Raw genomic sequence first — 20,623 nt, 5'->3', positions numbered from 1 at the left:
GTGGTGGACGGCGCGGCGGGCCTCCCGCCGCCGTCACCTCTCCAGCAACATGCGCTGCAGCTCGCGCGCGGCCCGCGGTGGCGCCACATCGCTGCGGTGGGCGAGGGCGATCGTGCGGTGCAGACCGGGCCGGGCGATCGGGGTGACGCGCAGCCCCCGGCCCGACCGGGCGGCGACCATGCGCGGGACGACGGCCACGCCCAGCCCGGCCCGCGCGAACCCGAGCACCGCGTCCATCTCCCCGCCCTCCACCGCGAAGTCCGGCTCGAACCCCTCCGCCCGGCAGGCGGCCACGGTGAGTTCCCGCAGGTCGTAGCCGTGCCGGAACATCACCAGGGGCTCGCGCTCCAGATCGGCGATCCGGACCGTCCGGCCCCCGGTCCCCGGTCGGGCGGCCTCGGGGGAGGACACCACGACCAGGTCCTCGCGCAGCAGCTCCACCGTCGTCAGCGCCGGGGACGGCGTCGGCAGGGGCAGGACGACCAGCGCCAGGTCGAGGGCGCCGCGGGCCAGCTGGCGGACGAGGTCGTGCGAGCCGCCCTCCTCGATCATCAGCCGGATGCCCGGGTAGCGGTCGTGGAAGGCGTGCAGCACATCCGGCAGCAGGCCGGTGCACACGCTCGGCGTGGCCCCGAGCCGCACCCGCCCGCTGCGCAGCTGCACCAGCTCCTGCACCTCGTACCGGGCGGTCTCGGAGTCCGCGAGGATCCGCCGGGCCAGCGGCAGCAGCGCCTCGCCCGCGTCGGTGAGCGTGATGTTGCCGCGCGCCCGCAGGAACAGATCCGCCCCCAGTTCCCGCTCCAGCGCCTTGATCTGCTGCGACAGCGAGGGCTGCGCGACATGCACGAGCTCGGCGGCCCGGGTGAAGTGCCGGGTCTCCGCGACGGCCACGAAGTACTGGAGCTGCTGGAACTGCATGTGACCAGCCTACGCCTCCGATAGTCATCGACTATGGAAACCAGGCAGACCATGTCTTGGACCGATGGGGTACTTCGGTCCTACCGTCGGGTCCATGGCTCTGGCACCGGGGACGGACCGAAAACCGTCCATGACGCGCACCATGTGGGACTCGTCCGTAGGCAAGAAGACCGTGATGGCTGTCAGCGGTCTGATCATGTTGTCGTACCTGGTCGTCCATATGCTCGGCAACCTCAAGATCTTCTTCGGATCGGGCGACTTCAACCACTACGCGCACTGGCTGCGCACCCTCGGCGAGCCCTTCCTGCACTACGAGTGGGCGCTGTGGATCATCCGGGTGGTCCTCGTCGTCGCCGTCGTCGCGCACGCCACGTCCGCGTACCAGCTGAGCCGCCGCGGCATCAAGGCCCGTCCGACGAAGTACGTGCACAAGAAGCCGCGGTCCGACTACGCCACGCGCACCATGCGCTGGGGCGGCATCATCCTCGCGCTGTTCATCGTCTGGCACATCCTGGACCTGACGACCGGCACCGTGCACCCGGACGGCTTCCAGTCCGGACACCCGTACCAGAACGTGATCGACACCTTCTCCACCTGGTACGGCAACGTCATCTACATCGTCGCGATGCTCGCGCTCGGACTGCATGTCCGGCACGGCTTCTGGAGCGCCGCCCAGACCCTCGGCGCCGGCAGCCGCACCCGCGACCGCGCCCTGAAGGCCAGTGGAGACGTCCTCGCGCTGCTGCTCACGGCCGGCTTCATCGCCGTCCCCGTGGGCGTCATGACCGGAGTGGTGAGCTGAACATGACTACCGATTACGCGGACTACACGCTCGGCGAGCCGATCGTCGACGCCAAGGCCCCTACGGGCCCGATCAACGAGCGCTGGGACAAGCGCCGCTTCGAGGCCAAGCTGGTCAACCCGGCCAACCGGCGCAAGCACACCGTGATCGTCGTCGGCACCGGACTCGCCGGCGGCGCGGCCGGCGCCACGCTCGCCGAACAGGGCTACCACGTCGTCCAGTTCTGCTACCAGGACTCCCCGCGCCGCGCCCACTCCATCGCCGCGCAGGGCGGCATCAACGCCGCCAAGAACTACCGCAACGACGGCGACTCCATCCACCGCCTCTTCTACGACACCGTCAAGGGCGGCGACTTCCGGGCGCGCGAGTCCAACGTCCACCGGCTCGCGCAGATCTCCGTCGAGATCATCGACCAGTGCGTGGCGCAGGGCGTGCCCTTCGCCCGCGAGTACGGCGGTCTGCTCGACACCCGTTCGTTCGGCGGCGTCCAGGTCTCCCGGACCTTCTACGCCCGCGGCCAGACGGGCCAGCAGCTGCTGCTGGGCGCCTACCAGGCGCTGAGCCGGCAGATCGCCGCCGGGAACGTCGAGATGCACCCGCGCACCGAGATGCTCGACCTGATCGTCGTCGACGGCCGGGCACGCGGCATCGTGGCCCGGGACCTCATCACCGGCAAGATCGACACCTACTTCGCGGACTCCGTCGTCCTCGCCAGCGGTGGCTACGGAAACGTCTTCTACCTGTCGACGAACGCGATGAACTCCAACGCCACCGCGATCTGGCGGGCGCACCGGCGCGGCGCGTACTTCGCCAACCCGTGCTTCACCCAGATCCACCCCACCTGCATCCCGCGCACCGGCGACCACCAGTCGAAGCTGACGCTGATGAGCGAGTCGCTGCGCAACGACGGCCGGATCTGGGTGCCGAAGGCCAAGGGCGACGACCGCCCCGCGAACAAGATCCCCGAGGACGAGCGCGACTACTACCTGGAGCGGATCTACCCCTCCTTCGGCAACTTGGTCCCGCGCGACATCGCCTCCCGCGCCGCGAAGAACGTCTGCGACGAGGGCAAGGGCGTCGGCCCCGGCGGCCAGGGCGTCTACCTGGACTTCGCCGACGCCATCAAGCGCATGGGACGCAAGGCCGTCGAGGCCAAGTACGGCAACCTCTTCGACATGTACCAGCGGATCACCGACGAGGATCCGTACCAGGTGCCGATGCGGATCTACCCGGCCGTGCACTACACGATGGGCGGACTGTGGGTCGACTACGACCTGCAGACCACCGTCCCCGGCCTGTTCGCGATCGGCGAGGCCAACTTCTCCGACCACGGGGCCAACCGCCTCGGCGCCTCCGCGCTGATGCAGGGCCTGGCCGACGGCTACTTCGTCCTCCCGGCGACCATCAACGACTACCTCGCCCGCAACCCGAACCAGGACGAGGTGAGCGACGAACACCCCGTCGTCCGTGAGGTGCTGGCCGAGACCCAGGACCGGCTCAACCTGCTGCTCGCGGTCGACGGCGACCGCACCCCGGACTCCTTCCACCGCGAAGTCGGCGAACTGATGTGGGAGTTCTGCGGCATGGCCCGCACCGACTCCGGACTGCGCAAGGCGCTGGAGCGCATCCCGCAGATCCGCGAGGAGTTCTGGCGGCGCATCAAGGTCCCCGGCACCGGCGAGGAGTTCAACCAGTCGCTGGAGAAGGCCAACCGGGTCGTCGACTACCTGGAGCTCGCCGAGCTGATGTGCCTCGACGCACTGCACCGCGCCGAGTCCTGCGGCGGCCACTTCCGCGAGGAGTCGCAGACCCCGGACGGCGAGGCCGCCCGCCGCGACGACGCGTTCGGGTACGCCGCCGCCTGGGAGTTCACCGAGACCGGCGACGCCCCCACCCTGCACAAGGAAGACCTCGTCTTCGAGTACGTCCACCCCACCCAGCGGAGCTATGCATGAAGCTCAAACTGCGCGTCTGGCGGCAGCGCAACGCCGACGCCGACGGCGCGATGTCCACGTACGAGGTGGACGGCATCTCGCCCGACATGTCCTTCCTGGAGATGCTCGACACCCTCAACGAAGAGCTCATCCTGCGCGGCGACGACCCCGTCGCCTTCGACCACGACTGCCGCGAGGGCATCTGCGGCGCCTGCTCGCTCGTCATCAACGGCGACGCGCACGGACCGGAGCGCACCACCACCTGCCAGCTGCACATGCGGTCCTTCCGGGACGGCGACACGATCGACGTCGAGCCGTGGCGGGCCGCCGCCTTCCCCGTCGTCAAGGACCTGGTCGTCGACCGCGGCGCCCTCGACCGGATCATCCAGGCCGGCGGCTACATCACCGCCCCCACCGGCGCCGCGCCCGAGGCCCACGCCACCCCGGTGCCCAAGCCGGACGCCGACCTCGCCTTCGAGCACGCCGAGTGCATCGGGTGCGGGGCGTGCGTGGCCGCCTGTCCCAACGGGGCGGCGATGCTGTTCACCTCCGCCAAGGTCAACCACCTCAACGTGCTGCCCCAGGGCGCTCCCGAACGCGAGACGCGGGTGCTCGACATGGTGGCGCAGATGGACGAGGAGGGGTTCGGCGGCTGCACGCTCACGGGGGAGTGCGCGACGGCCTGCCCCAAGGGCATCCCGCTGGTCTCCATCACGAGCATGAACAAGGAGTGGCTGCGGGCCACGCGCAAGGTCGCCAAGCGGTAGCGCCGCGGAAGCCGCCGCAGGGGCCGGGCCGTCGTCGTCGGGTGCACGTCCGGCGTGGCTTGTCGCGCAGTTCCCCGCGCCCCTGGGGGGCGTCCTCGCCGTCGGCCGAAAGCGGCTGTCTCCCGGGATTCAGCAGCCGCACATCCCCGGGTCCCGCGCAGGACACGCCGAGGCCAGCCGGCCGCGGAAGAAAGCAGGTGCACATCCCCATGCACCGTCCCCAAGCTTCTTCCGCTCGGCGCAGGAGACCTCATGACCGCGATGCCGCTCTCGCCCCCCGCCCTCGCCGCCCCGCCCGGCGGCAACGGCTATCTCGTGTCGCTCGCCCGTGACCAGGACGACGTCCGGGCCGCACAGCGACTGCGCCACCAGGTGTTCGCCGGGGAGCTCGGCGCCCGGCTCGACGGCCCCGAACCGGGCCTGGACACGGACGCCTTCGACGCCTACTGCGACCACCTTCTCATCCGGGACCGCGTCACCGGCGAGGTGGTCGGCACCTACCGGCTGCTGCCGCCCGAGCGGGCCGCGATCGCCGGACGGCTGTACTCCGAGGGCGAGTTCGACCTGAGCCCGCTCGACGCGATCCGGCCCGGCATGGTCGAGGTCGGCCGCTCGTGCGTGCACCCCGACCACCGGGACGGCGCCGTCATCGGCCTCATCTGGGCCGGCATCGCCCGCTACATGGTGGACCGCGGCCACGAGTGGCTGGCCGGCTGCTGCTCGATCCCGCTGGCCGACGGCGGCACGCTCGCGACGGCGACCTGGGACCGGGTCCGCGACAAGCACCTGGCCCCGCCGGAGTACCGGGTCCGGCCGCTGCTGCCTTGGACCCCCAACGCCGCCGCCCCGCCCGCCCGCACCGAACTGCCCGCCCTGCTGCGCGGCTACCTCCGGCTCGGCGCCTGGGTGTGCGGGGAGCCCGCCCACGACCCCGACTTCGGTGTCGCCGACCTGTATGTGCTGCTGTCGATGCGCCGGGTCAACCCGCGCTATCTGCGGCACTTCCTCTCGCTCGTCCCGGCGTGATGAGCGTCTGGCTGCCCAGCGCGCCCTGCACCCCGCGGGCGTGCGTGGAGAAGACGGCGTCCCTCACCGGCCTGCCGCGAGCCGTGCTGCGGCTCACGACGGTCGTCCTGCTGGTCCTGGTCGGGGTCGTGCTGGCGCCGCTCAGCGACTGGATACCGGCCCGCGTGGTCCGCTCGTGGAGCCGGACCGTGGTGCGGGCGGCGGGGGTCCGGGTCCGGGTCACCGGTACGACCGCGCCCACCTCGACCGGGCTGCTCCTGGTCGCCAACCACATCTCCTGGCTGGACATCCCGCTGCTGGCCGGGGTCCGCCCGGCCCGGATGCTCGCCAAGGCCGAGATCCGGCGGTGGCCGGTGGCGGGCGCGCTCGTCGCCCGCGGCGGGGTCCTGTTCATCGACCGGGACCGGCTGCGCGCCCTGCCCGAGACGGTCGCCCGGATCGCCGACGCGCTGCGCGCCGGACGGGCGGTCGCGGTGTTCCCGGAGGGGAGCACCTGGTGCGGGCGCGCCCAGGGGCACTTCCGGCGGGCCGTGTTCCAGTCCGCGCTGGACGCCGGAGTGCCCGTCCAGCCCGTGCGCATCCGCTACCGGGACCGGGCGGGAGCGGCCAGCACGGTGGCCGCCTTCGTCGGCGACGACCCGCTGCCGGCCTCGCTGTGGCGGGTGGTGACGGCCCGCGGCCTGATCGCGGAGGTCGAAGTACTCCCCACCCTCCCCCCGGGCACCCACCCCGACCGCAAAGCCCTGGCCGCAGCGGCCGGATCCCGAGTCCTGGGAGCTCGGCAGCGCCCCTTCAGGGGCGCGGGGAACTGCGCGACCAGCCACGACGGCGCCGCACCGGAACGACGGCACAACGCGGCACTACCAGCGGAGCATAGTCGCGTCGAACGGATTTCCGGTAAGTGATGGGCCGGCCGGCGGTTCTGGTGGGATCATGGCGCATCCCGAACTCCGAGGGGGCGCGTGTGAGCGGAAGTCCGGCCGGCCGAACGGTTCTCGTCACCGGGGGCAGCGGCTTCGTCGCCGCCCATCTCGTCCGTCAGCTCCTGGAACGCGGCTACCGCGTGCACACCACCGTGCGCTCCACCGCGAACCCGGCGAAGCTCCGGCCCCTGCACGCCCTGCGGGACGCCCATCCCGGCCGGCTCGACCTCTTCGAGGCGGACCTGCTCACGGAGGGCTCCTTCGACGAGGCGATGAAGGGCTGCACGGTGGTCTTCCATGTGGCCTCGCCCTTCCTGATGCCGGAGAAGATCAAGGACGGCCGACGGGACGTGGTGGAACCCGCCCTGCGCGGCACGCGCAACGTCGTGGCGGCCGTCGACCGCACGGAGACCGTCGAGCGCCTCGTCCTCACCTCCACCGTCGGCGCGATCTTCGGCGACTACTCCGACGTACGGGCGATGGACGACCGGACGCTGTCGGAGAAGTACGTCAACACCACCAGCACCGTCGAGAACAACCCGTACCACTACGCCAAGACGGTGGCCGAGCAGGCGGCCCGGGAGGCCGAGGCCGCACAGCGCCGCTGGCGGATGGTCTCCCTCAACCCCGGCCTGATCCTGGGCCCGTCCCTCACCCCCGCCTCGGACTCGGGCAGCCTGTTCCTGCTCGACGAGCTCTTCAAGGGCTACTTCTTCTACGGCGCCCCCGACTTCAGCTTCACCACCGCCGACGTCCGGGACGTGGCCGCGGCCCACATAGCCGCGGCGGAACACCCCGAGGCGCACGGCCGTTACATCGTCGCCGCGCCGGAGATGACCTCCTTCCACCAGATGGCGCGGGCCCTGCTGAAGCACCACCCGAGAAACCGGCGCCTCCCGCGCACCGCGCTCCCGCACTGGCCGGTCCGCATCCTCGGCCCCGCCTTCGGCCTCTCCCAGGCCTACATCCGCAACCATCTCGGCATCCGCTTCCGCGTCGACAACCGCAGAAGCACCGAGGAACTCGGCCTCGTCTACCGCCCGATCGAGGAGACCCTGGTGGACCACTACCGCTCCTGGCAGGAGCAGCAGCGCAGCTAGCGGTTCCGCTCCTGGTCCACGATCCCGGCCAGCCGCCGGTAGGAGTCCAGCAGCGCGGCGCGGTCGTAGGTGCTGGTCGTGACGAGGATCTCCTGGGCCTCGGTCTCCTTCAGCAGGGTTTCCAGCTCGTCGGTCACCTGTTCCTCCGTGCCCGCGATATGGCCGCTCAGGCCGGACTCGTAGAAGCCGCGTTCCTTCGCGGTCATCGCGCGGGTCTCGACCTGCCCGGCGGGCGGCAGCGGCGGGAAGGTGCCGTGGGTGCGGGAGTACGCCATCGACCAGGCCTCCGGCAGCAGCAGACGGCGCGCCTGCTCGGGGTCGGCGGCCACCACGACCGTGCCCGAGACCACGACATACGGCCGCGACGCCCAGGGGGAGGGGCGGAAACGGGCGCGGTAGTCGTCGATGCCCCGCCGCATCCGGTCGCGGTCGCGGAGGTCGCCGATGACCAGCGGCAGCCCCGCCCGGGCCGCGATCGTCGCGCCTTCGCCCATCGCCAGCACGAACGGCGGCACGCTCAGGCCCTCCGCCGGGTACGCGTGCACCCGGGTCGGGGAGCCGCCCCGGAACCAGCCGAGCAGTTCCGCCAGCTGGGCCGCGAAGTCGTCGGCGTCGGCGTCGTCCTTGTCCCGGCCGAGCGCCCGGCGCACGCCGTCGGTGAAGCCCACCGAACGGCCCAGGCCCATGTCGACGCGGCCCGGGAAGAGCGACTCCAGCACCCCGAACTGCTCGGCCACCACCAGCGGCCGGTGGTTGGGCAGCATGACCCCGCCCGTGCCGACCCGGATCGTGCGGGTCGCACCGGCCACGGCGGCCGCGAGGACGGTGGGCGCCGAGCCCGCCACCCCGGGCACGCCGTGGTGCTCGGACACCCAGAAGCGGTGGTAGCCGAGCCGCTCGGCCTCCCGCGCCAGCGCCACGGTGTCGCGCAGCGCCTCGGCGGCGGTGTGCCCCTCGCGGATGCGCGAGCGGTCGAGGACGGAGAAACGGGCCGAGGCGATCACGGAACTCATACAAGGTTCAACACCGCACGGCCCCCAGGATTCCTGAGCCGCCCCGCCCTTTATCGCGACCAGCCACGATGGCGCCTCAGCGCAACGACGGCACAGCGCGGCACTTGCTGCGGAGCGCCTAGGGTGGCTGTCGTGACCGACAGCAGCAGACGGCCCGTCGCCGTGTTCGACCTGGACAACACCCTCGCCGACACGGCCCACCGGCAGCGGTTCCTGGAGCGCAGCCCGCGCGACTGGGACGCGTTCTTCGCGGCCGCGCCGCACGACCCGCCGATCCCGCAGGGCATCGCCCTGGTGCTGGCCAGCGCCGAGGAGTGCGAGGTCGTCTACCTGACCGGCCGGCCCGAGCGCTGCCGACGGGACACCCTGGCCTGGCTCGCCGCGCAGGGTCTGCCGGACGGGCGTCTGCACATGCGGCGCAACGACGACCGCCGGCCCGCCCGGCGCACCAAGCTGGAGATCCTCCGCAGGCTGGCCCGCGACCGCGAGGTCCGCATGCTCGTGGACGACGACGAACTCGTGTGCGACGACGCCGAACGGGCCGGCTTCACCGTCGTCCGGGCGCGCTGGACGGCTCCGTCCGGCGCGCTCGAACAGGCACAGGAGGGCGAGGGCCGGACCTGACGGGCCTCGGCACCGGCTTCGGCTCGGCCGTCAGGCCGACTCGTCCAGGCGGAAGCCGACCTTCAGGCCCACCTGCCAGTGCGCGATGGCGCCGTTCTCGATCTGGCCGCGTACCTGGGTCACCTCGAACCAGTCCAGGTTGCGCAGCTTCTGCGAGGCGCGGGCGACGCCGTTGCGGACGGCCTGGTCGACACTGTCCGGCGAGGTGCCGACGATCTCCGTGACCCGGTAGGTGTGGTTCGACATCAGGTGCTCCTCTCGACCGTGACGGCGTCGTCACGTATGTCACACGTCACTCCACCGTGCCCCACGCCGAGGCGGAGCGCGAGGCGATGGGGCGAGGGGGAGGCGTCACGGTGTTCAGCGCACGGTGCTCAGCGACAGGGCGAAGCGGCCCGCGGCGTCGGTCCACCAGTGGGTGGACTCCAGTCCGGCGGCGTGCAGTTCCGCCCGTACTCCCTCCTTCCGGAACTTCGCCGAGACCTCGGTGCGCAGTTCCTCGCCGGCCGCGAAGTCGACCGCGAGATCGAGCGCGGGCACCTTCACGGTCTGCGCCGTCCGGGAACGCAGCCGCATCTCGATCCACTCGTTGTCCGCGTCCCACAGAGCGACGTGGTCGAAGGCGTCGGGGTCGAAGTCCGCGCCCAGTTCACGGTCGACCACGGCCAGGACGTTCTTGTTGAACGCGGCCGTCACCCCGGCCGAGTCGTCGTAGGCCCGCACCAGCACCCGCTCGTCCTTGACCAGGTCGGTGCCCAGCAGCAGCGCGTCGCCCGGCGCGAGCAGCGCGCGCACCGAGGCCAGGAACGCGGCGCGCTCGGCCGGCAGCAGGTTGCCGATCGTGCCGCCCAGAAAGGCGACCAGGCGCGGGCCGGGGGAGCCGGGCAGCCTCAGCCGCGCGGTGAAGTCGGCGATCAGGGCATGGACGTTCAGCCCGGGCCGCTCGTCGATCAGGGCCTGCCCCGCCTGGGCGAGGGCGCTCTCGCTGACGTCGACCGGCACATAGGTGTCCAGCTCCGTCATGGCGTCGATCAGCAGCCGGGTCTTCTCCGAGGAGCCCGACCCGAGCTCGACGAGGGTGCGGGCGCGGGCCGCCACGGCGATCTCGCCGGCCCGGTCCACAAGGATCTCGCGCTCGGCGCGCGTCGGGTAGTACTCCGGCAGTTCGGTGATCCGCTCGAACAGCGCGCTGCCGTGCGCGTCGTAGAACCACTTCGGCGGCAACGTCTTCGGGCTCGCGGTGAGGCCGCGCCGGACGTCGGCGCGCAGGGCGGCGTCCGTGGCGTCCTCGGGGAGGGTGCGGGTGATCTGGAACGGGCTCACGTGCCGGTCTCCTTGCGTGGTGCGGATGCCACGTCCGGGCTCGGGTCCTTCAGCGGGGTGAGCAGGACGTCGGCGCGGCTCGCCGCGAGCAGGGTGCGGTCGGGGACCTCCTGCCAGCGCGGATCGTCGTCGTACGGTTCGGAGGCCACGACCGTGCCCCGGCCGGGCTCCGCGAGATACCACAGGGTGTCGCCCCAGGCGGTCGCGGTGATGGAATCGCCGTCGGTGAGCAGCAGGTTGAGCCGGGACCCGGGGGCCGTGCCCGCGACCTCCAGGACGGTGTCCGTGAGCGCCTGGCTCTCGGTGTCCCCGCCGTGCAGCCGGGCCAGCACCAGCGCCCACACGAACGCGGAGTCGTTGCGGGCCTCCATCGACAGCAGTTCGGCGGCGGGCAGGGAGCCGGTCAGCGGGGCCAGCGAGCGCGGCCAGCCGGCGACCGCCCCGTTGTGGCTGAACAGCCAGGTCCCGGCCGCGTAGGGGGCCGCGGCGGCCTCCCCGTCGGCCCCGGCCAGGGTCGCGTCCCGGACGGCGGCCAGCAGGGAGCGGCTGCGGACGACCCGGGCCAGGTCGGCGAAGGACAGGTCCGCCCAGATCGGCCCCGCCCGGCGGTAGCGGGCCGGGACCGGGTCGCCGTCGGCGTACCAGCCCACCCCGAAACCGTCGGCGTTGACCGTCCCGTACCGCTGCCGCCGGGGGGCCCAGGACTGGCGGTACAGGCTGTGCGGGGGCTCCGTCAGCAGCCGTCCGAGCTGCTCCGCCGGCCCCAGATAGGCGAGGTGACGGCACATCAGACGGCTTCCGAGCGGGCCGTGCGGAACCCGGAGAAGATCTGCCGCCGGATCGGGTAGTCCCAGTTGCGGAAGGTGCCCCGGCAGGCCACCGGGTCCACCGCGAACGAACCGCCGCGCAGCACCTTGTACTCGGGGCCGAAGAACACCTCCGAGTACTCCTTGTACGGGAACATCCGGAACCCGGGGTAGGGAAGGAAGTCGCTGGACGTCCATTCCCACACATCGCCGATCAACTGCCGTACCCCGAGCGGGGACTCGCCCTCCGGGTAGCTGCCGGCGGGTGCCGGACGCAGATGCCGCTGGCCCAGGTTGGCGTGCTCGGGGGCGGGGTCCGCGTCGCCCCACGGGTAGCGCGTCGAGCCGCCGGTCGCCGGGTCGAAGCGGGCCGCCTTCTCCCACTCGGCCTCGGTGGGCAGCCGCCGTCCGGCCCAGCGGGCGTAGGCGTCGGCCTCGTACCAGCACACGTGCAGGACCGGCTCGTCGGGCGGTACGACCTCGGTGACGCCGAAGTGCCGGCGCAGCCATTGCCCGCCGTCGCGGCGCCAGAACAGCGGGGCGTGGATGCGGTGCCGGCGGATGTGCGCCCAGCCCTCCCCGGTCCACCAGCGCTCGTCCTCGTAGCCGCCGTCTGCGATGAAGGCCTGGTACGCGGCGTTCGTCACCGGTGTGGTGTCGATGTGGAAGGGGGCCACCTCGCGCCGGTGCGCGGGCCGTTCGTTGTCCAGCGCCCAGGGCTCACCGGACGTGCCCATCGTGAACGGGCCGCCGGGCACGAGGACTTCGGCCGGGCCGGTGAACAGCGGCACCGGCTCGGGGTCGGGCGCGGTGAGGGCCTGCGGGCCGGTGCGCAGCTGATGGGTGATCAGCATCGTCTCGTCGTGCTGCTGTTCGTGCTGCGCGATCATCCCGAAGGCGAAACCGGCCTCCGTCAGCCGGGTGCCGTGGAAGTCGGCCGACTCCAGCAGGTCCGTCACCCGGCCGCGCACCTCCGCCGCGTACCGGCGCGCCTCGGCGGGCGGCAGCAGCGGCAGCGAGGGCCGTTCGGCGCGCGAGTGCTCGAAGGCGTCGTACAGCCCGTCTATCTCGGGGCGCATCGCCTCCCGGCCGCCCACCGCGCGCAGCAGCCACAGCTCCTCCTGGTTGCCGATGTGGGCGAGGTCCCACACCAGCGGGGACATCAGCGGGGAGTGCTGGGCGGTGAGGTCGGGCTCCTCCACGCAAGCGGTCAGCAGCGTGGTGCGCTCTCGGGCCGTGGTGAGCGAGGCGAGCACGCGGGCGCGCAGGGTGTCCGCGTCGAGGGCGACGGGTTCGGCGCCCGCGTCCGGGGCGGGCTCGGTGTCCAGGGCGGGCTCGGTCATGTGCGGAGGTCCTTCCCGTGCGCGCGGGGGTCCGTGCCGCGCAGGCGGTCGAGCTGGTCGTCGGCGGGGGTGCGGCCCTTGCGGACGTAGCGGTCCAGGTAGTCCGTCACGGCGCCCATGACCTCGTCGGAGGCGCCGAGGCGGGGCAGGGCCCGCAGCGCGGTGGCGAAGCAGGCGACGGCGACCTCGTGCAGTTCGGGGTCGGTCAGCGCGAACCGGGCCGCGTCGATCCACAGCGGATTGTGCGGGGCCGGCTGCGGCCGGGCCCGCTCCGCCAGCGGCTTCACGGCGCGGTAGGCCACCTCGGCGGCTTCCGGGTCCTCGAACAGGGCGGTCGTCACGGCGAGCGGCACGATCCAGCCGTCGTCGCCGGGCTGCGCGTCGATCATGCGCAGCTCCAGGTGGCCGCGCGGTCTGACCGGCGGGAACAGGGTCGTCAGGTGGTAGTCGAGATCCTCGCGGGTCGGCGCGCCCGTCCGGGTCCACTCCCGGAAGGTGAGCCGTTCGGGCACGTCCCACGGCCCGCTGTCGCGCCGGACGCACATCACGGGCGCGTCCAGCACATGCCGGGCCCAGGCCACGCGCGGATCGCCGTCCAGATCGGGCCCGCCCGCGCGGCCGGGGCCGATCTCCATCCACAGCAACTGCCGGGTGGAGCGCCAGCCGGTGGGCGCGCCGCAGAGCAGCGGGGAGTTGGCGAAGGCCGCCACCAGCACCGCGCCCAGCATGTGCGACAGCCACCAGCGGCGGCCGTGTCCCAGCGGGCCGGGCTCCTCGTACCCGGCGTCCAGGCAGACCTGCACGGAGGCCGAGGTGCACATCATGGCGCGGCCGGCCGGGCCCCCGCGGTCGAGGCACGCCTCCATGGCGTCGTAGCGCGGCTCGTGCAGGAACCGGCGCGGAGTGTGCCAGGGGTCGGTGCCGCTGCCGGCGAGGGCGAGGCCTTGCCCGCCCAGGGTCGCGCGGACGGCGGCGAGGTCGGCGGAGACGATGCCCACGCACTCCATCAGGGAGGCGGCGGGCGGCGAGCTCAGTTCCAGCTGGCCGCCGGGTTCGATCGTGAGCGGCGAGCTCAGCGGCACGTCCCGCAGTGCGGCGTAGGCCGCTTCGAGTCGTTCGGGTGTGACGGGCAGCTGCGGCGCGCGCAGCTCGTGGACCAGCCATTCGACCTCGACCCCGACGGCGCGGGGTGGGCCTGTCTTGAAACAGATGCCCCGGACCAGGGCCTCCACCTCGGCTTCGGTGAGGGCGCTGCGGGGCTCTGCTCCGTCGGTACAGTCACTGACCGAGTCGGACATGTCGGGATCCTCCTGAGATTCCACCATGCCACCTGTCCGTCCTCGGTGCGGCCGGACAGGCATCGCTCGTCCCACCCAAGACCTTCGATCCGGATCGCACAAGGGTGCACAACGGCACTTTTGGGACCGGGAATCGATGATTCCAGGCGTTTTCTGTGTGTGCGCAGCGTGTTCACGTGCCCGAGAAACCCTGTTGCACACGTTGTCCAGGATCACTCACGATGCGTGGATGAGCACGACGGGGGAGACCGGCGGGGTGCGGGACACCGCGCCGCACGCGACCATGGGGTCCACGGGGGTGGCGCCATGAGCGCGCGGCTGCGCGGTATCGCGCGGGAGACGCAGGAGATCGTCGCCGCGGGCGGCTACCGCACGTCCGACGGGCGCGCGGTGTCCCTCACGGACGCGATCGAGGCCGCCCGCGCGGGCACACGGATGCTGGGACCGGGACCGGTGGACGTGCCGAAGAACCCGCCCGCGGAGACCCAGGGCACCGCGGGCGCGCTGGACACCCCGGACGCGCTGGACACCCGTGCCGAGCCTGTCGTCGAGGTCACGGGCGAGAGCAGCCTGGAGGCCGCCCGCCGGCTCGCCGACGCACCGGTCGCCGTCCTGAACTTCGCCTCCGCCCGCAATCCCGGCGGCGGCTTCCTCAACGGCGCCCAGGCGCAGGAGGAGGCCCTGTGCCGGGCCTCCGCGCTGTACACCTGTCTGCTCCAGGCCCGCGAGTTCTACGACCATCACCGAGCGCACCGCGACCCGTTCTACACCGACCGGGTCATCCACGCGCCGGCCGTGCCCGTCTTCCGCGACGACCGGGGCCGTCTGCTGGCCGAGCCGTTCGCCGCCGGTTTCCTGACGGCCGCCGCGCCCAACGCGGGCGTGGTGCTGCGGACGGCGCCGGAGCGGGCCTCCGCGTTGCCGGCGGCGCTGGCGGTGCGCGCCGAGCGCGTTCTGGAGACGGCCGCCGCGCACGGCTACCGGCGGCTGGTGCTGGGCGCGTGGGGCTGCGGCGTGTTCCGCAACGACCCCGCGCAGGTGGCCGAGGCGTTCCGGGCGCTGCTGTGCCCCGGCGGACGATTCGGACGGACCTTCGCCCACGTGGTGTTCGGAGTGCTCGACCGGACGCCGGGGACCGCGGTCCTGGGCGCGTTCGAGAAGACGTTCGCCCGCTGCTGAGCGCTCCGCTGGAAGTGCCGCGCTGTGCCGTCGTTCCGCTGCGGCGCCGTCGTGACTGGTCGCGCCCGCGCGGCGGAGCCGCACATGTCAGCGCCCCGCGCCCCTTCAGGGCGCTGCCGAACCGCAGCCGACTTCGCCCCGACCTGCTTGGCCGAGCAGGGGCTCAGGTCCAGCCGTAGCGCTCGTGCAGTCGTCGGCGGACGAGGTTGAACCGCATCCGGTCCAGCGCGCAGGCCTCGCGGCGCATGCCGTGCTCGTGCAGGCGCAGGACGCGGTCGACGTCCACCCACGAATCCCGCCCGGTGCGGTCCCAGGGCCCGCTGCCGATCGGCACCCAGTCCCGGTCGCCCTCATGGCGCTTGCTGGAGAGCTGCACCGCGAGGAAGGTGCCGCGCGGCTCCCGGGCGACGACGAGCACCGGGCGGTCCTTGCCCCGGCCGTCGTTCTCTTCGAAAGGCACCCAGGTCCAGACGATCTCACCGGGGTCGGGATCGCCGTCGTGCGCGGGCGAGTACTCGGTGCGCACCCGGCCGACCTCGCGGGGGTCGGCCTCGATCGTGGCGGAGGGGCCGAAGCGGCCCGGCGGGTTCTCATCGGTAGACGTGCTCACGAGGGCACCCTACGGTCTGCCCCCGTGAGCACGTCCTGGACCCAGGTCAGTTCTCCTCGACCGGCACCCTCTGCGAAGGCGGCGCGGCCACCCCGTTGAGCGGTGAAGCCCCGCCCGACGGCTGCCCGTTCTGGTTCATCGACGCGAGCAGCTGACGCGCCAGCCCCAGCCCCGTCCCGCCCATGGTGAGCGCCTTGGCCAGCATGTCGGCCACACCGTCGGCGCCGTTGAGCACCACCATGTTGTCGACGTTGCCGAACGCGGACGCGCCCGCCTGGACGATCTCCGGCCACTTCTCCGCGAGTTGCTGCGCGACGACGGCCTCCTGGTTCTCGGCGAGGGCGGCGGCGCGGGCCTTGATCGCGTCGGCCTCGGCCAGGCCCTGGGCCCGGTTCGCCTCGGCCTTCGCCAGACCCTTCGCCTGCGTGGCGGCGGCCTCCGCCTCACCGGTGGTCCGGGTCTCCGTCGCCTTGGCCTCGGCCGCCGAGATCCGCGCGTCGCGCTCGGCCTCGGCCAGCGTCCGCTTCTCGTACGCCTTGGCGTCGGCCGGCTTGCGGACGTCGGCCTGGAGCTGCTGCTCGCGCCGCTGGGCCTCGAGTTCGGCGACCCGCGTCTCCTGGACCACGACCTCCTGACGGGCCGCGGCGTCGGCGAGCGGACCGGCCTGCCGGGCCTTGGCGTTGGCCTTGTCCTGTTCGGCCTGGTACCCGGCCTTGAGGATCTCGCTGTCCCGGGTGGCCTCGGCCATGCGGCCGAACGCCAGTTGCTCCGCCTCGGTGGCCAGCCGGTCGGCCTCGGCCTGCGCGATGCGCGCGTCCCGCCGCACGGCGGCCAGATGCGGCGCGGACAGGTTCTTGATGTACCCGGTCGGGTCCTCGATCTCGTGGATCTGCAGGGAGTCCACGATCAGGCCGAGCTTCTCCATCTCCGTGCCGCACGCGGCGCGCGCCTGCCCGGTCAGCTTCTCCCGGTCGCGGATCATGTCCTCGACCGTCAACCCGCCCACGATGGCCCGCAGATGACCGGCGAACACGGTGTGCACGCGCTCCGCCATCAGCTTCTGCTGGTCGAGGAAGCGGCGGGCCGCGTTGGCGATCGACACGAAGTCGTCGCCCACCTTGAAGATGACCACGCCCCGCACCTTCAGCGGGATCCCCTGGTGGGTGACGCAGTCCACGTGCAGTTCCGTCTGGTTCAGGTCGAGCGAGAGCTTGCGGACCGCCTGCATCCCGGGCGTCACGAGGGTGCCCCGCCCGGTGACGATCCGGAACCCCATGCCCTCCTCGAGACCCTCCAGCTTGTGCTTCGAACCGGAGATGATGAGGGCCTCGTTGGGCTCCGCGACCCGCCACATCAACTTGAACGCGCCGATCAGGACCAGGACGGCGCCGAACGCCGCCCCGACGAGAACTCCGACTTCCATGAGCATGACCTCCCCCTGTGCCGGGTGCCCCCGGGGCACCGAACGTAAAGGGAGTGTGAGCCCGCGCACGCGCCGTGTACACATGCGGAAGAACCGCTGTTGCCCGCTTGGTACCCACTGTTGCCCGCTCGGTACACAGGAAGGCCCAGCGGCATCAGGGGTCTCCACCGCCTCAACCGCCGTACATGGCCGAGACGTAGACCGTCCGCGGCGGCAGGTACTCCACCACCGTGACCATCGTGCCGCGCTCGATGCGTTCGGTGCCGGTGGCGGCATAGGCGAGAAAGTGCTCGGCGCCGCCGCGCACCCGGACGATCACCTCGCCGACGAGCCCGGGCCCGACCGTTCCGGTGACCCGCCCCATGAGCCCGACCATCGACGCTTCGTCCATGGTCACAGAGTAGGGGCCACAACGCCGTTGCACCGCCGGGCTTTCCACGCCGCGGCACACGGTGCGCTACAGGTTTCGCACAGGTGTCGTCCAGTCCCGCCCAAACCATTGACGTGCACCTGCCCCAGCTCTACTTTCTGCTCGACTTCTCGAACTTTGTTCGACATGTCGGACACGTGAACCTGCATCTGAAGCAGTCGCATCTGAGCCCGCGTCTCATGCATGAGTCCCAGGGAGAGCCGCCCGTGACCACACGCCCCTCCACCCCCTCCCGCCGCGCCCTGCTCCGGGCCCTGGCCGTCCTGCCCGCCTCGGCGCTGGTCCTGGGCGAACTGCCCGGACTGCTCGGCACGGCCGCGGCCGCCGCCCCCGCCAGCGGGTCCGCCACCCGCTACACGATCGTCCCGTTCCTCAACAGCAACGACGGCACGGTGAACGTCTACCAGTCCGACGACGCTACCGACTTCCGGCTGGTGCAGGCCTCCGCCTACACCCCGCCCAGCAACCGCATCCGCGACGCGAGCATCTTCAAGCACGCCAACGGCTACTACTACGTCACCTACACCACCCACACCTGGCAGGACACCAGCACCACCATCGGCTTCGCCCGCAGCTCCGACCGGGTCAACTGGACGTTCCTGTACGACTACACGGTCCCGATCGCGGGCCTCTCGCGCGCCTGGGCGCCGGAGTGGTTCGTCGACAGCGACGGCAGCGTCAACGTCATCGTGTCCTGCTCGGTCACCAGCGACGAGTGGATCTTCACCCCGTACCTGCTCAAGGCGACCAACACCGCGCTCACGGCGTGGAGTTCACCGGTCGCCCTGTCCGGCATCGGGTCGAACCACATCGACACGTACATCGTGAAGATCGGCTCGACGTACCACGCGTTCACCAAGAACGAGACGGCGAAGTACATCGAGTACGGCACGGCGTCCAGCCTGGCCGGGCCGTACACGATCACCAGGACCGGCAACTGGGCCGGCTGGGGCAGCTACCGCGAGGGCCCGTCCGTCATCCAGCTCGACAACGGCGCCTGGCGCATCTTCTTCGACGGCTACGGCGACGGCACCTACTACTACAGCGACAGCTACGACACCTTCGCCACCTGGACCGCGCCCAAGGCGCTGCCCGGCATCTCGGGCACGGCACGGCACTTCACGGTCGTCAAGGAGACGGTGACCGGCGGCCCGGCCCTCGCGAAGAGCGTCACGCGGTCCTTCAGCTCCGTCAACTACACCACCCGCTACTGGCAGGAGCAGTCCGCGCTGCTCAACCTGCCCGTGGTGACCGGCTCCAGCACCACCGCCGAGAAGCAGGCGTCCACCTTCACCGTGGTGGCGGGCCTCGCCGACGCCAACGGCTATTCCTTCCGCGACGCCGCCGGCAACTACCTGCGCCACTACAACTACCGCGCCCGCTTCGACGCCGACGACGGCACGGCGACCTTCGCCAAGGACGCCACCTTCGTCGCCCGCACCGGCACCACGAGCAGCGCGATCCGCTTCGAGTCGTACAACTACCCCGGCTACTACCTGCGCCACTACAACTACCAGCTCAGCGTGGCCCTGACGGACGGCACCGACCTCTTCCGCCAGGACAGCTCGTTCGTGCCGGCGACGGCCTGGGCGTAGCCCGGTCGCGAAACCCGCCGCAGAACGCGGAACCGGGCCGGGATGACGGGGCCCCGGCCCGGTGGTCATGCGCTCGCCGCTGTCACCGGTGGTGCGGCGACGTCAGGTAGTGCTGCCTGAGCAGCTCCTTGCCGTAGTCGTTGCCGTTGGGGGTGCGGACGACGGAGTGGACGTGCTTCTGCGTCGCGCCGCTGCCCTGGCTCGCCCCGTACGCCCCGGCCAGCGGGCCCGGCGCCTGGCAGTCCACCTCGATCCAGATGACCGGGCTGTGCACACGGACGTAGAAGGCGGCGTCGTCTCCGGTCCCGCCGGCCCAGGTCACGTAGGTGTCGTCGAGGTGCTTGCGGACCTCGGCCAGGTGCGCCTTGGCCACATCGGCCTTGGCGCGGCCGGCGAAGGCCTGGACGATGCCCAGGAGCCTGGTCTTCTGGACGGCGGTCAGCGCGTCGCCGCGGATGCCGGTGTACGCCTGGACCGCGTTGTCCGAGAACGCCCCCGCTGTCATCGACTCGTTGGACTTGGTCGTCGACTCGACGGCGACCGCCTGCTGCTCCGTGGTCAGGGAGTTGATGAAGGCGAGGCCGGCGACGACCTCCTCGTGACAGACGGTCACCGTCTCGCCGTCGATCTCCATCGAGGTCGGCTCCGAACCCCAGAAACAGGGGCTCATTACGACCTGGCCGCCCAGCACGAAGTAGTTGATCACCAGGTGGTGGCCGTCGAACTGGAAGCCCCAGGGCTCGGTCGCCGACGGGGTGCCCATCACGGTCCAGTAGTAGGCGTCCTCGTTGAAGGCGGTGGTGTTGCCGATCGCCTCGCCGGCCGCCTGGTTGATCTTCCGGATCTTCTCCGTGGTCTCCAGCCCGTCGGCGCTCAGGGCCGACTTCAACAGGGCGGTGCCCAGGGCTTTCTGATCGTCGCTCAGGTCGGCGAGGGACACGCCCTGACGGTCGTAGGAGTCGATGTTGCTCCACAGCCGCCACTCGGTGGAGTGGACCGTGAACTGCGTCGAGGACTTCTGGGTGTCGGTGAGCCCGGCCAGGAACGCGTTCGCGGCGGCGATCACCGGTGCGGTCTTCACTCCGGTGGAGTGGATCGTGAACAGGTCGTCGATCCGCTTGCCGTCGGTGGTGAGGCCGAAGAAGTCCTCGGTGATCGACTGGTTGCCGGGGCCGCCGGCGCCGCCGCCCGGGCCACCGCTGGGCGCGCCGCTGGGAGCGGGGGAGGCGGAGGCGTCGGCCGTGCCGGTGGTGTCGTCGGCCAGCGCCGCCCACGCTCCGGCGCCGCCCATGGTCGCGACGGCCGTGGCGCCACTGGCGAAGAACACCTTGCGCATGAAGTTGCGGCGGCTCGCGTGAGCACGGCCGCCGGCTTCGGACTGCGGCTCACGGGCCGTCGGTTCACCGGTGTCCAGCTCGGTCATCGTCGCTGACTCCCTTCGTCATGGGCACATCCACGCTGGACGGCCGCCCGGTGATCACTGTGGTCCAGCGACCTTAGGCAGGCCTG

At 71.8% G+C, this 20,623-nt stretch carries 20 protein-coding genes; 9 read left to right on the top strand and 11 right to left on the bottom strand.

What is annotated here, in order from left to right; all coding sequences use genetic code 11:
- Positions 1–33 precede the first annotated feature (33 nt).
- Positions 34–918 carry a LysR family transcriptional regulator gene (locus ACWCPF_RS19915; RefSeq protein WP_451046356.1) on the bottom strand — a complete coding sequence of 295 codons (885 nt, stop codon included), beginning with the start codon at positions 916–918 and terminating at the stop codon, positions 34–36.
- 130 nt (positions 919–1,048) lie between these two features.
- Between ACWCPF_RS19915 and ACWCPF_RS19910 the strand changes: the two genes are divergently transcribed.
- From ACWCPF_RS19910 to ACWCPF_RS19885, 6 genes are all read left to right on the top strand, one after another.
- The gene (locus tag ACWCPF_RS19910; RefSeq protein WP_451046414.1) at positions 1,049–1,720 is read left to right on the top strand and encodes a succinate dehydrogenase; all 672 of its coding nucleotides are present in this window, start codon (positions 1,049–1,051) and stop codon (positions 1,718–1,720) included.
- Between the two features lie 2 nt (positions 1,721–1,722).
- The gene (locus ACWCPF_RS19905; protein ID WP_451046355.1) at positions 1,723–3,675 is read left to right on the top strand and encodes a fumarate reductase/succinate dehydrogenase flavoprotein subunit; all 1,953 of its coding nucleotides are present in this window, start codon (positions 1,723–1,725) and stop codon (positions 3,673–3,675) included.
- On the top strand, positions 3,672–4,421 hold the full coding sequence (locus ACWCPF_RS19900) for a succinate dehydrogenase/fumarate reductase iron-sulfur subunit (protein ID WP_363171284.1): 750 nt from the start codon (positions 3,672–3,674) through the stop codon (positions 4,419–4,421). Before ACWCPF_RS19905 ends, ACWCPF_RS19900 begins: the two co-directional genes overlap by 4 nt.
- Positions 4,422–4,673: 252 nt before the next feature.
- Positions 4,674–5,447, top strand: a complete 774-nt coding sequence (locus ACWCPF_RS19895; RefSeq protein WP_451046354.1) for a GNAT family N-acetyltransferase — start codon at positions 4,674–4,676, stop codon at positions 5,445–5,447.
- Positions 5,447–6,352 carry a lysophospholipid acyltransferase family protein gene (locus ACWCPF_RS19890; protein WP_451046413.1) on the top strand — a complete coding sequence of 302 codons (906 nt, stop codon included), beginning with the start codon at positions 5,447–5,449 and terminating at the stop codon, positions 6,350–6,352. The genes ACWCPF_RS19895 and ACWCPF_RS19890 overlap by 1 nt, the downstream gene beginning before the upstream one ends.
- A gap of 59 nt (positions 6,353–6,411) precedes the next feature.
- Positions 6,412–7,470, top strand: coding sequence for an NAD-dependent epimerase/dehydratase family protein (locus tag ACWCPF_RS19885; RefSeq protein WP_451046353.1), 1,059 nt, complete (start codon positions 6,412–6,414; stop codon positions 7,468–7,470).
- On the opposite strand, the gene ACWCPF_RS19880 is transcribed toward ACWCPF_RS19885, so the two are convergent.
- Positions 7,467–8,483 carry an LLM class flavin-dependent oxidoreductase gene (locus ACWCPF_RS19880; RefSeq protein WP_451046352.1) on the bottom strand — a complete coding sequence of 339 codons (1,017 nt, stop codon included), beginning with the start codon at positions 8,481–8,483 and terminating at the stop codon, positions 7,467–7,469. The two genes, ACWCPF_RS19885 and ACWCPF_RS19880, sit on opposite strands and share 4 nt — an antisense overlap.
- A gap of 132 nt (positions 8,484–8,615) precedes the next feature.
- On the opposite strand from ACWCPF_RS19880, the gene ACWCPF_RS19875 reads away from it, so the two are divergent.
- A complete protein-coding gene (locus ACWCPF_RS19875; protein ID WP_451046351.1) occupies positions 8,616–9,107 on the top strand; it encodes a phosphatase domain-containing protein in 492 nt (163 codons plus the stop codon).
- 30 nt (positions 9,108–9,137) lie between these two features.
- On the opposite strand, the gene ACWCPF_RS19870 is transcribed toward ACWCPF_RS19875, so the two are convergent.
- From ACWCPF_RS19870 to egtA, 5 genes are all read right to left on the bottom strand, one after another.
- Complete coding sequence (locus ACWCPF_RS19870; RefSeq protein ID WP_451046350.1) at positions 9,138–9,353, bottom strand: dodecin; 216 nt, start codon at positions 9,351–9,353, stop codon at positions 9,138–9,140.
- A gap of 114 nt (positions 9,354–9,467) precedes the next feature.
- Positions 9,468–10,430, bottom strand: coding sequence for an L-histidine N(alpha)-methyltransferase (gene egtD / locus ACWCPF_RS19865; protein ID WP_451046349.1), 963 nt, complete (start codon positions 10,428–10,430; stop codon positions 9,468–9,470).
- Positions 10,427–11,218, bottom strand: coding sequence for an ergothioneine biosynthesis protein EgtC (gene egtC, locus ACWCPF_RS19860; RefSeq protein WP_451046348.1), 792 nt, complete (start codon positions 11,216–11,218; stop codon positions 10,427–10,429). The genes egtD and egtC overlap by 4 nt, the downstream gene beginning before the upstream one ends.
- Entirely contained in the window at positions 11,218–12,579 is a 1,362-nt protein-coding gene (egtB, locus tag ACWCPF_RS19855) for an ergothioneine biosynthesis protein EgtB (RefSeq protein ID WP_451046347.1), read from the bottom strand. The genes egtC and egtB overlap by 1 nt, the downstream gene beginning before the upstream one ends.
- Positions 12,576–13,877, bottom strand: a complete 1,302-nt coding sequence (gene egtA / locus ACWCPF_RS19850) for an ergothioneine biosynthesis glutamate--cysteine ligase EgtA (protein ID WP_451046346.1) — start codon at positions 13,875–13,877, stop codon at positions 12,576–12,578. Before egtA ends, egtB begins: the two co-directional genes overlap by 4 nt.
- A gap of 306 nt (positions 13,878–14,183) precedes the next feature.
- Here egtA and ACWCPF_RS19845 point away from each other — a divergent pair, with 306 nt between their 5' ends.
- Positions 14,184–15,056: a TIGR02452 family protein gene (locus ACWCPF_RS19845; RefSeq protein WP_451046345.1), complete on the top strand. Its 873-nt coding sequence runs from the start codon at positions 14,184–14,186 to the stop codon at positions 15,054–15,056.
- Between the two features lie 163 nt (positions 15,057–15,219).
- Here the strand turns inward: ACWCPF_RS19845 and ACWCPF_RS19840 are convergent, their stop codons facing one another.
- The 3 genes from ACWCPF_RS19840 to ACWCPF_RS19830 form a co-directional block, all read right to left on the bottom strand.
- Complete coding sequence (locus ACWCPF_RS19840) at positions 15,220–15,666, bottom strand: type II toxin-antitoxin system PemK/MazF family toxin (RefSeq protein WP_451046344.1); 447 nt, start codon at positions 15,664–15,666, stop codon at positions 15,220–15,222.
- A gap of 46 nt (positions 15,667–15,712) precedes the next feature.
- Positions 15,713–17,095, bottom strand: a complete 1,383-nt coding sequence (locus ACWCPF_RS19835) for a flotillin family protein (protein ID WP_451046343.1) — start codon at positions 17,093–17,095, stop codon at positions 15,713–15,715.
- A 166-nt stretch (positions 17,096–17,261) separates the two neighbouring features.
- Positions 17,262–17,480, bottom strand: a complete 219-nt coding sequence (locus tag ACWCPF_RS19830) for a hypothetical protein (RefSeq protein WP_351919620.1) — start codon at positions 17,478–17,480, stop codon at positions 17,262–17,264.
- A gap of 245 nt (positions 17,481–17,725) precedes the next feature.
- On the opposite strand from ACWCPF_RS19830, the gene ACWCPF_RS19825 reads away from it, so the two are divergent.
- On the top strand, positions 17,726–19,114 hold the full coding sequence (locus ACWCPF_RS19825) for a glycoside hydrolase family 43 protein (protein ID WP_451046342.1): 1,389 nt from the start codon (positions 17,726–17,728) through the stop codon (positions 19,112–19,114).
- An 82-nt stretch (positions 19,115–19,196) separates the two neighbouring features.
- Here ACWCPF_RS19825 and ACWCPF_RS19820 read toward each other — a convergent pair whose 3' ends face one another.
- A complete protein-coding gene (locus ACWCPF_RS19820) occupies positions 19,197–20,537 on the bottom strand; it encodes a DUF3500 domain-containing protein (RefSeq protein WP_451046341.1) in 1,341 nt (446 codons plus the stop codon).
- Between the last annotated feature and the right edge of the window lie 86 nt (positions 20,538–20,623).

This window comes from Streptomyces sp. NPDC001858, assembly GCF_053594615.1.
This window is presented reverse-complemented; position numbering and strand designations above follow the sequence as displayed.

What these genes read in the sequence shown, in the direction of transcription:
- ACWCPF_RS19880 (WP_451046352.1), bottom strand. Translation starts at nt 8,483, where the DNA reads ATGAGTTCCGTGATCGCCTCGGCCCGTTTCTCCGTCCTCGACCGCTCG.
- ACWCPF_RS19820 (WP_451046341.1), bottom strand. Translation starts at nt 20,537, where the DNA reads ATGACCGAGCTGGACACCGGTGAACCGACGGCCCGTGAGCCGCAGTCC.
- ACWCPF_RS19890 (WP_451046413.1), top strand. Translation starts at nt 5,447, where the DNA reads ATGAGCGTCTGGCTGCCCAGCGCGCCCTGCACCCCGCGGGCGTGCGTG.
- ACWCPF_RS19835 (WP_451046343.1), bottom strand. Translation starts at nt 17,095, where the DNA reads ATGCTCATGGAAGTCGGAGTTCTCGTCGGGGCGGCGTTCGGCGCCGTC.
- ACWCPF_RS19905 (WP_451046355.1), top strand. Translation starts at nt 1,723, where the DNA reads ATGACTACCGATTACGCGGACTACACGCTCGGCGAGCCGATCGTCGAC.
- ACWCPF_RS19845 (WP_451046345.1), top strand. Translation starts at nt 14,184, where the DNA reads ATGAGCGCGCGGCTGCGCGGTATCGCGCGGGAGACGCAGGAGATCGTC.
- ACWCPF_RS19915 (WP_451046356.1), bottom strand. Translation starts at nt 918, where the DNA reads ATGCAGTTCCAGCAGCTCCAGTACTTCGTGGCCGTCGCGGAGACCCGG.
- egtA (WP_451046346.1), bottom strand. Translation starts at nt 13,877, where the DNA reads ATGTCCGACTCGGTCAGTGACTGTACCGACGGAGCAGAGCCCCGCAGC.
- ACWCPF_RS19830 (WP_351919620.1), bottom strand. Translation starts at nt 17,480, where the DNA reads ATGGACGAAGCGTCGATGGTCGGGCTCATGGGGCGGGTCACCGGAACG.
- ACWCPF_RS19870 (WP_451046350.1), bottom strand. Translation starts at nt 9,353, where the DNA reads ATGTCGAACCACACCTACCGGGTCACGGAGATCGTCGGCACCTCGCCG.
- ACWCPF_RS19895 (WP_451046354.1), top strand. Translation starts at nt 4,674, where the DNA reads ATGACCGCGATGCCGCTCTCGCCCCCCGCCCTCGCCGCCCCGCCCGGC.
- egtB (WP_451046347.1), bottom strand. Translation starts at nt 12,579, where the DNA reads ATGACCGAGCCCGCCCTGGACACCGAGCCCGCCCCGGACGCGGGCGCC.
- egtC (WP_451046348.1), bottom strand. Translation starts at nt 11,218, where the DNA reads ATGTGCCGTCACCTCGCCTATCTGGGGCCGGCGGAGCAGCTCGGACGG.
- ACWCPF_RS19900 (WP_363171284.1), top strand. Translation starts at nt 3,672, where the DNA reads ATGAAGCTCAAACTGCGCGTCTGGCGGCAGCGCAACGCCGACGCCGAC.
- ACWCPF_RS19910 (WP_451046414.1), top strand. Translation starts at nt 1,049, where the DNA reads ATGACGCGCACCATGTGGGACTCGTCCGTAGGCAAGAAGACCGTGATG.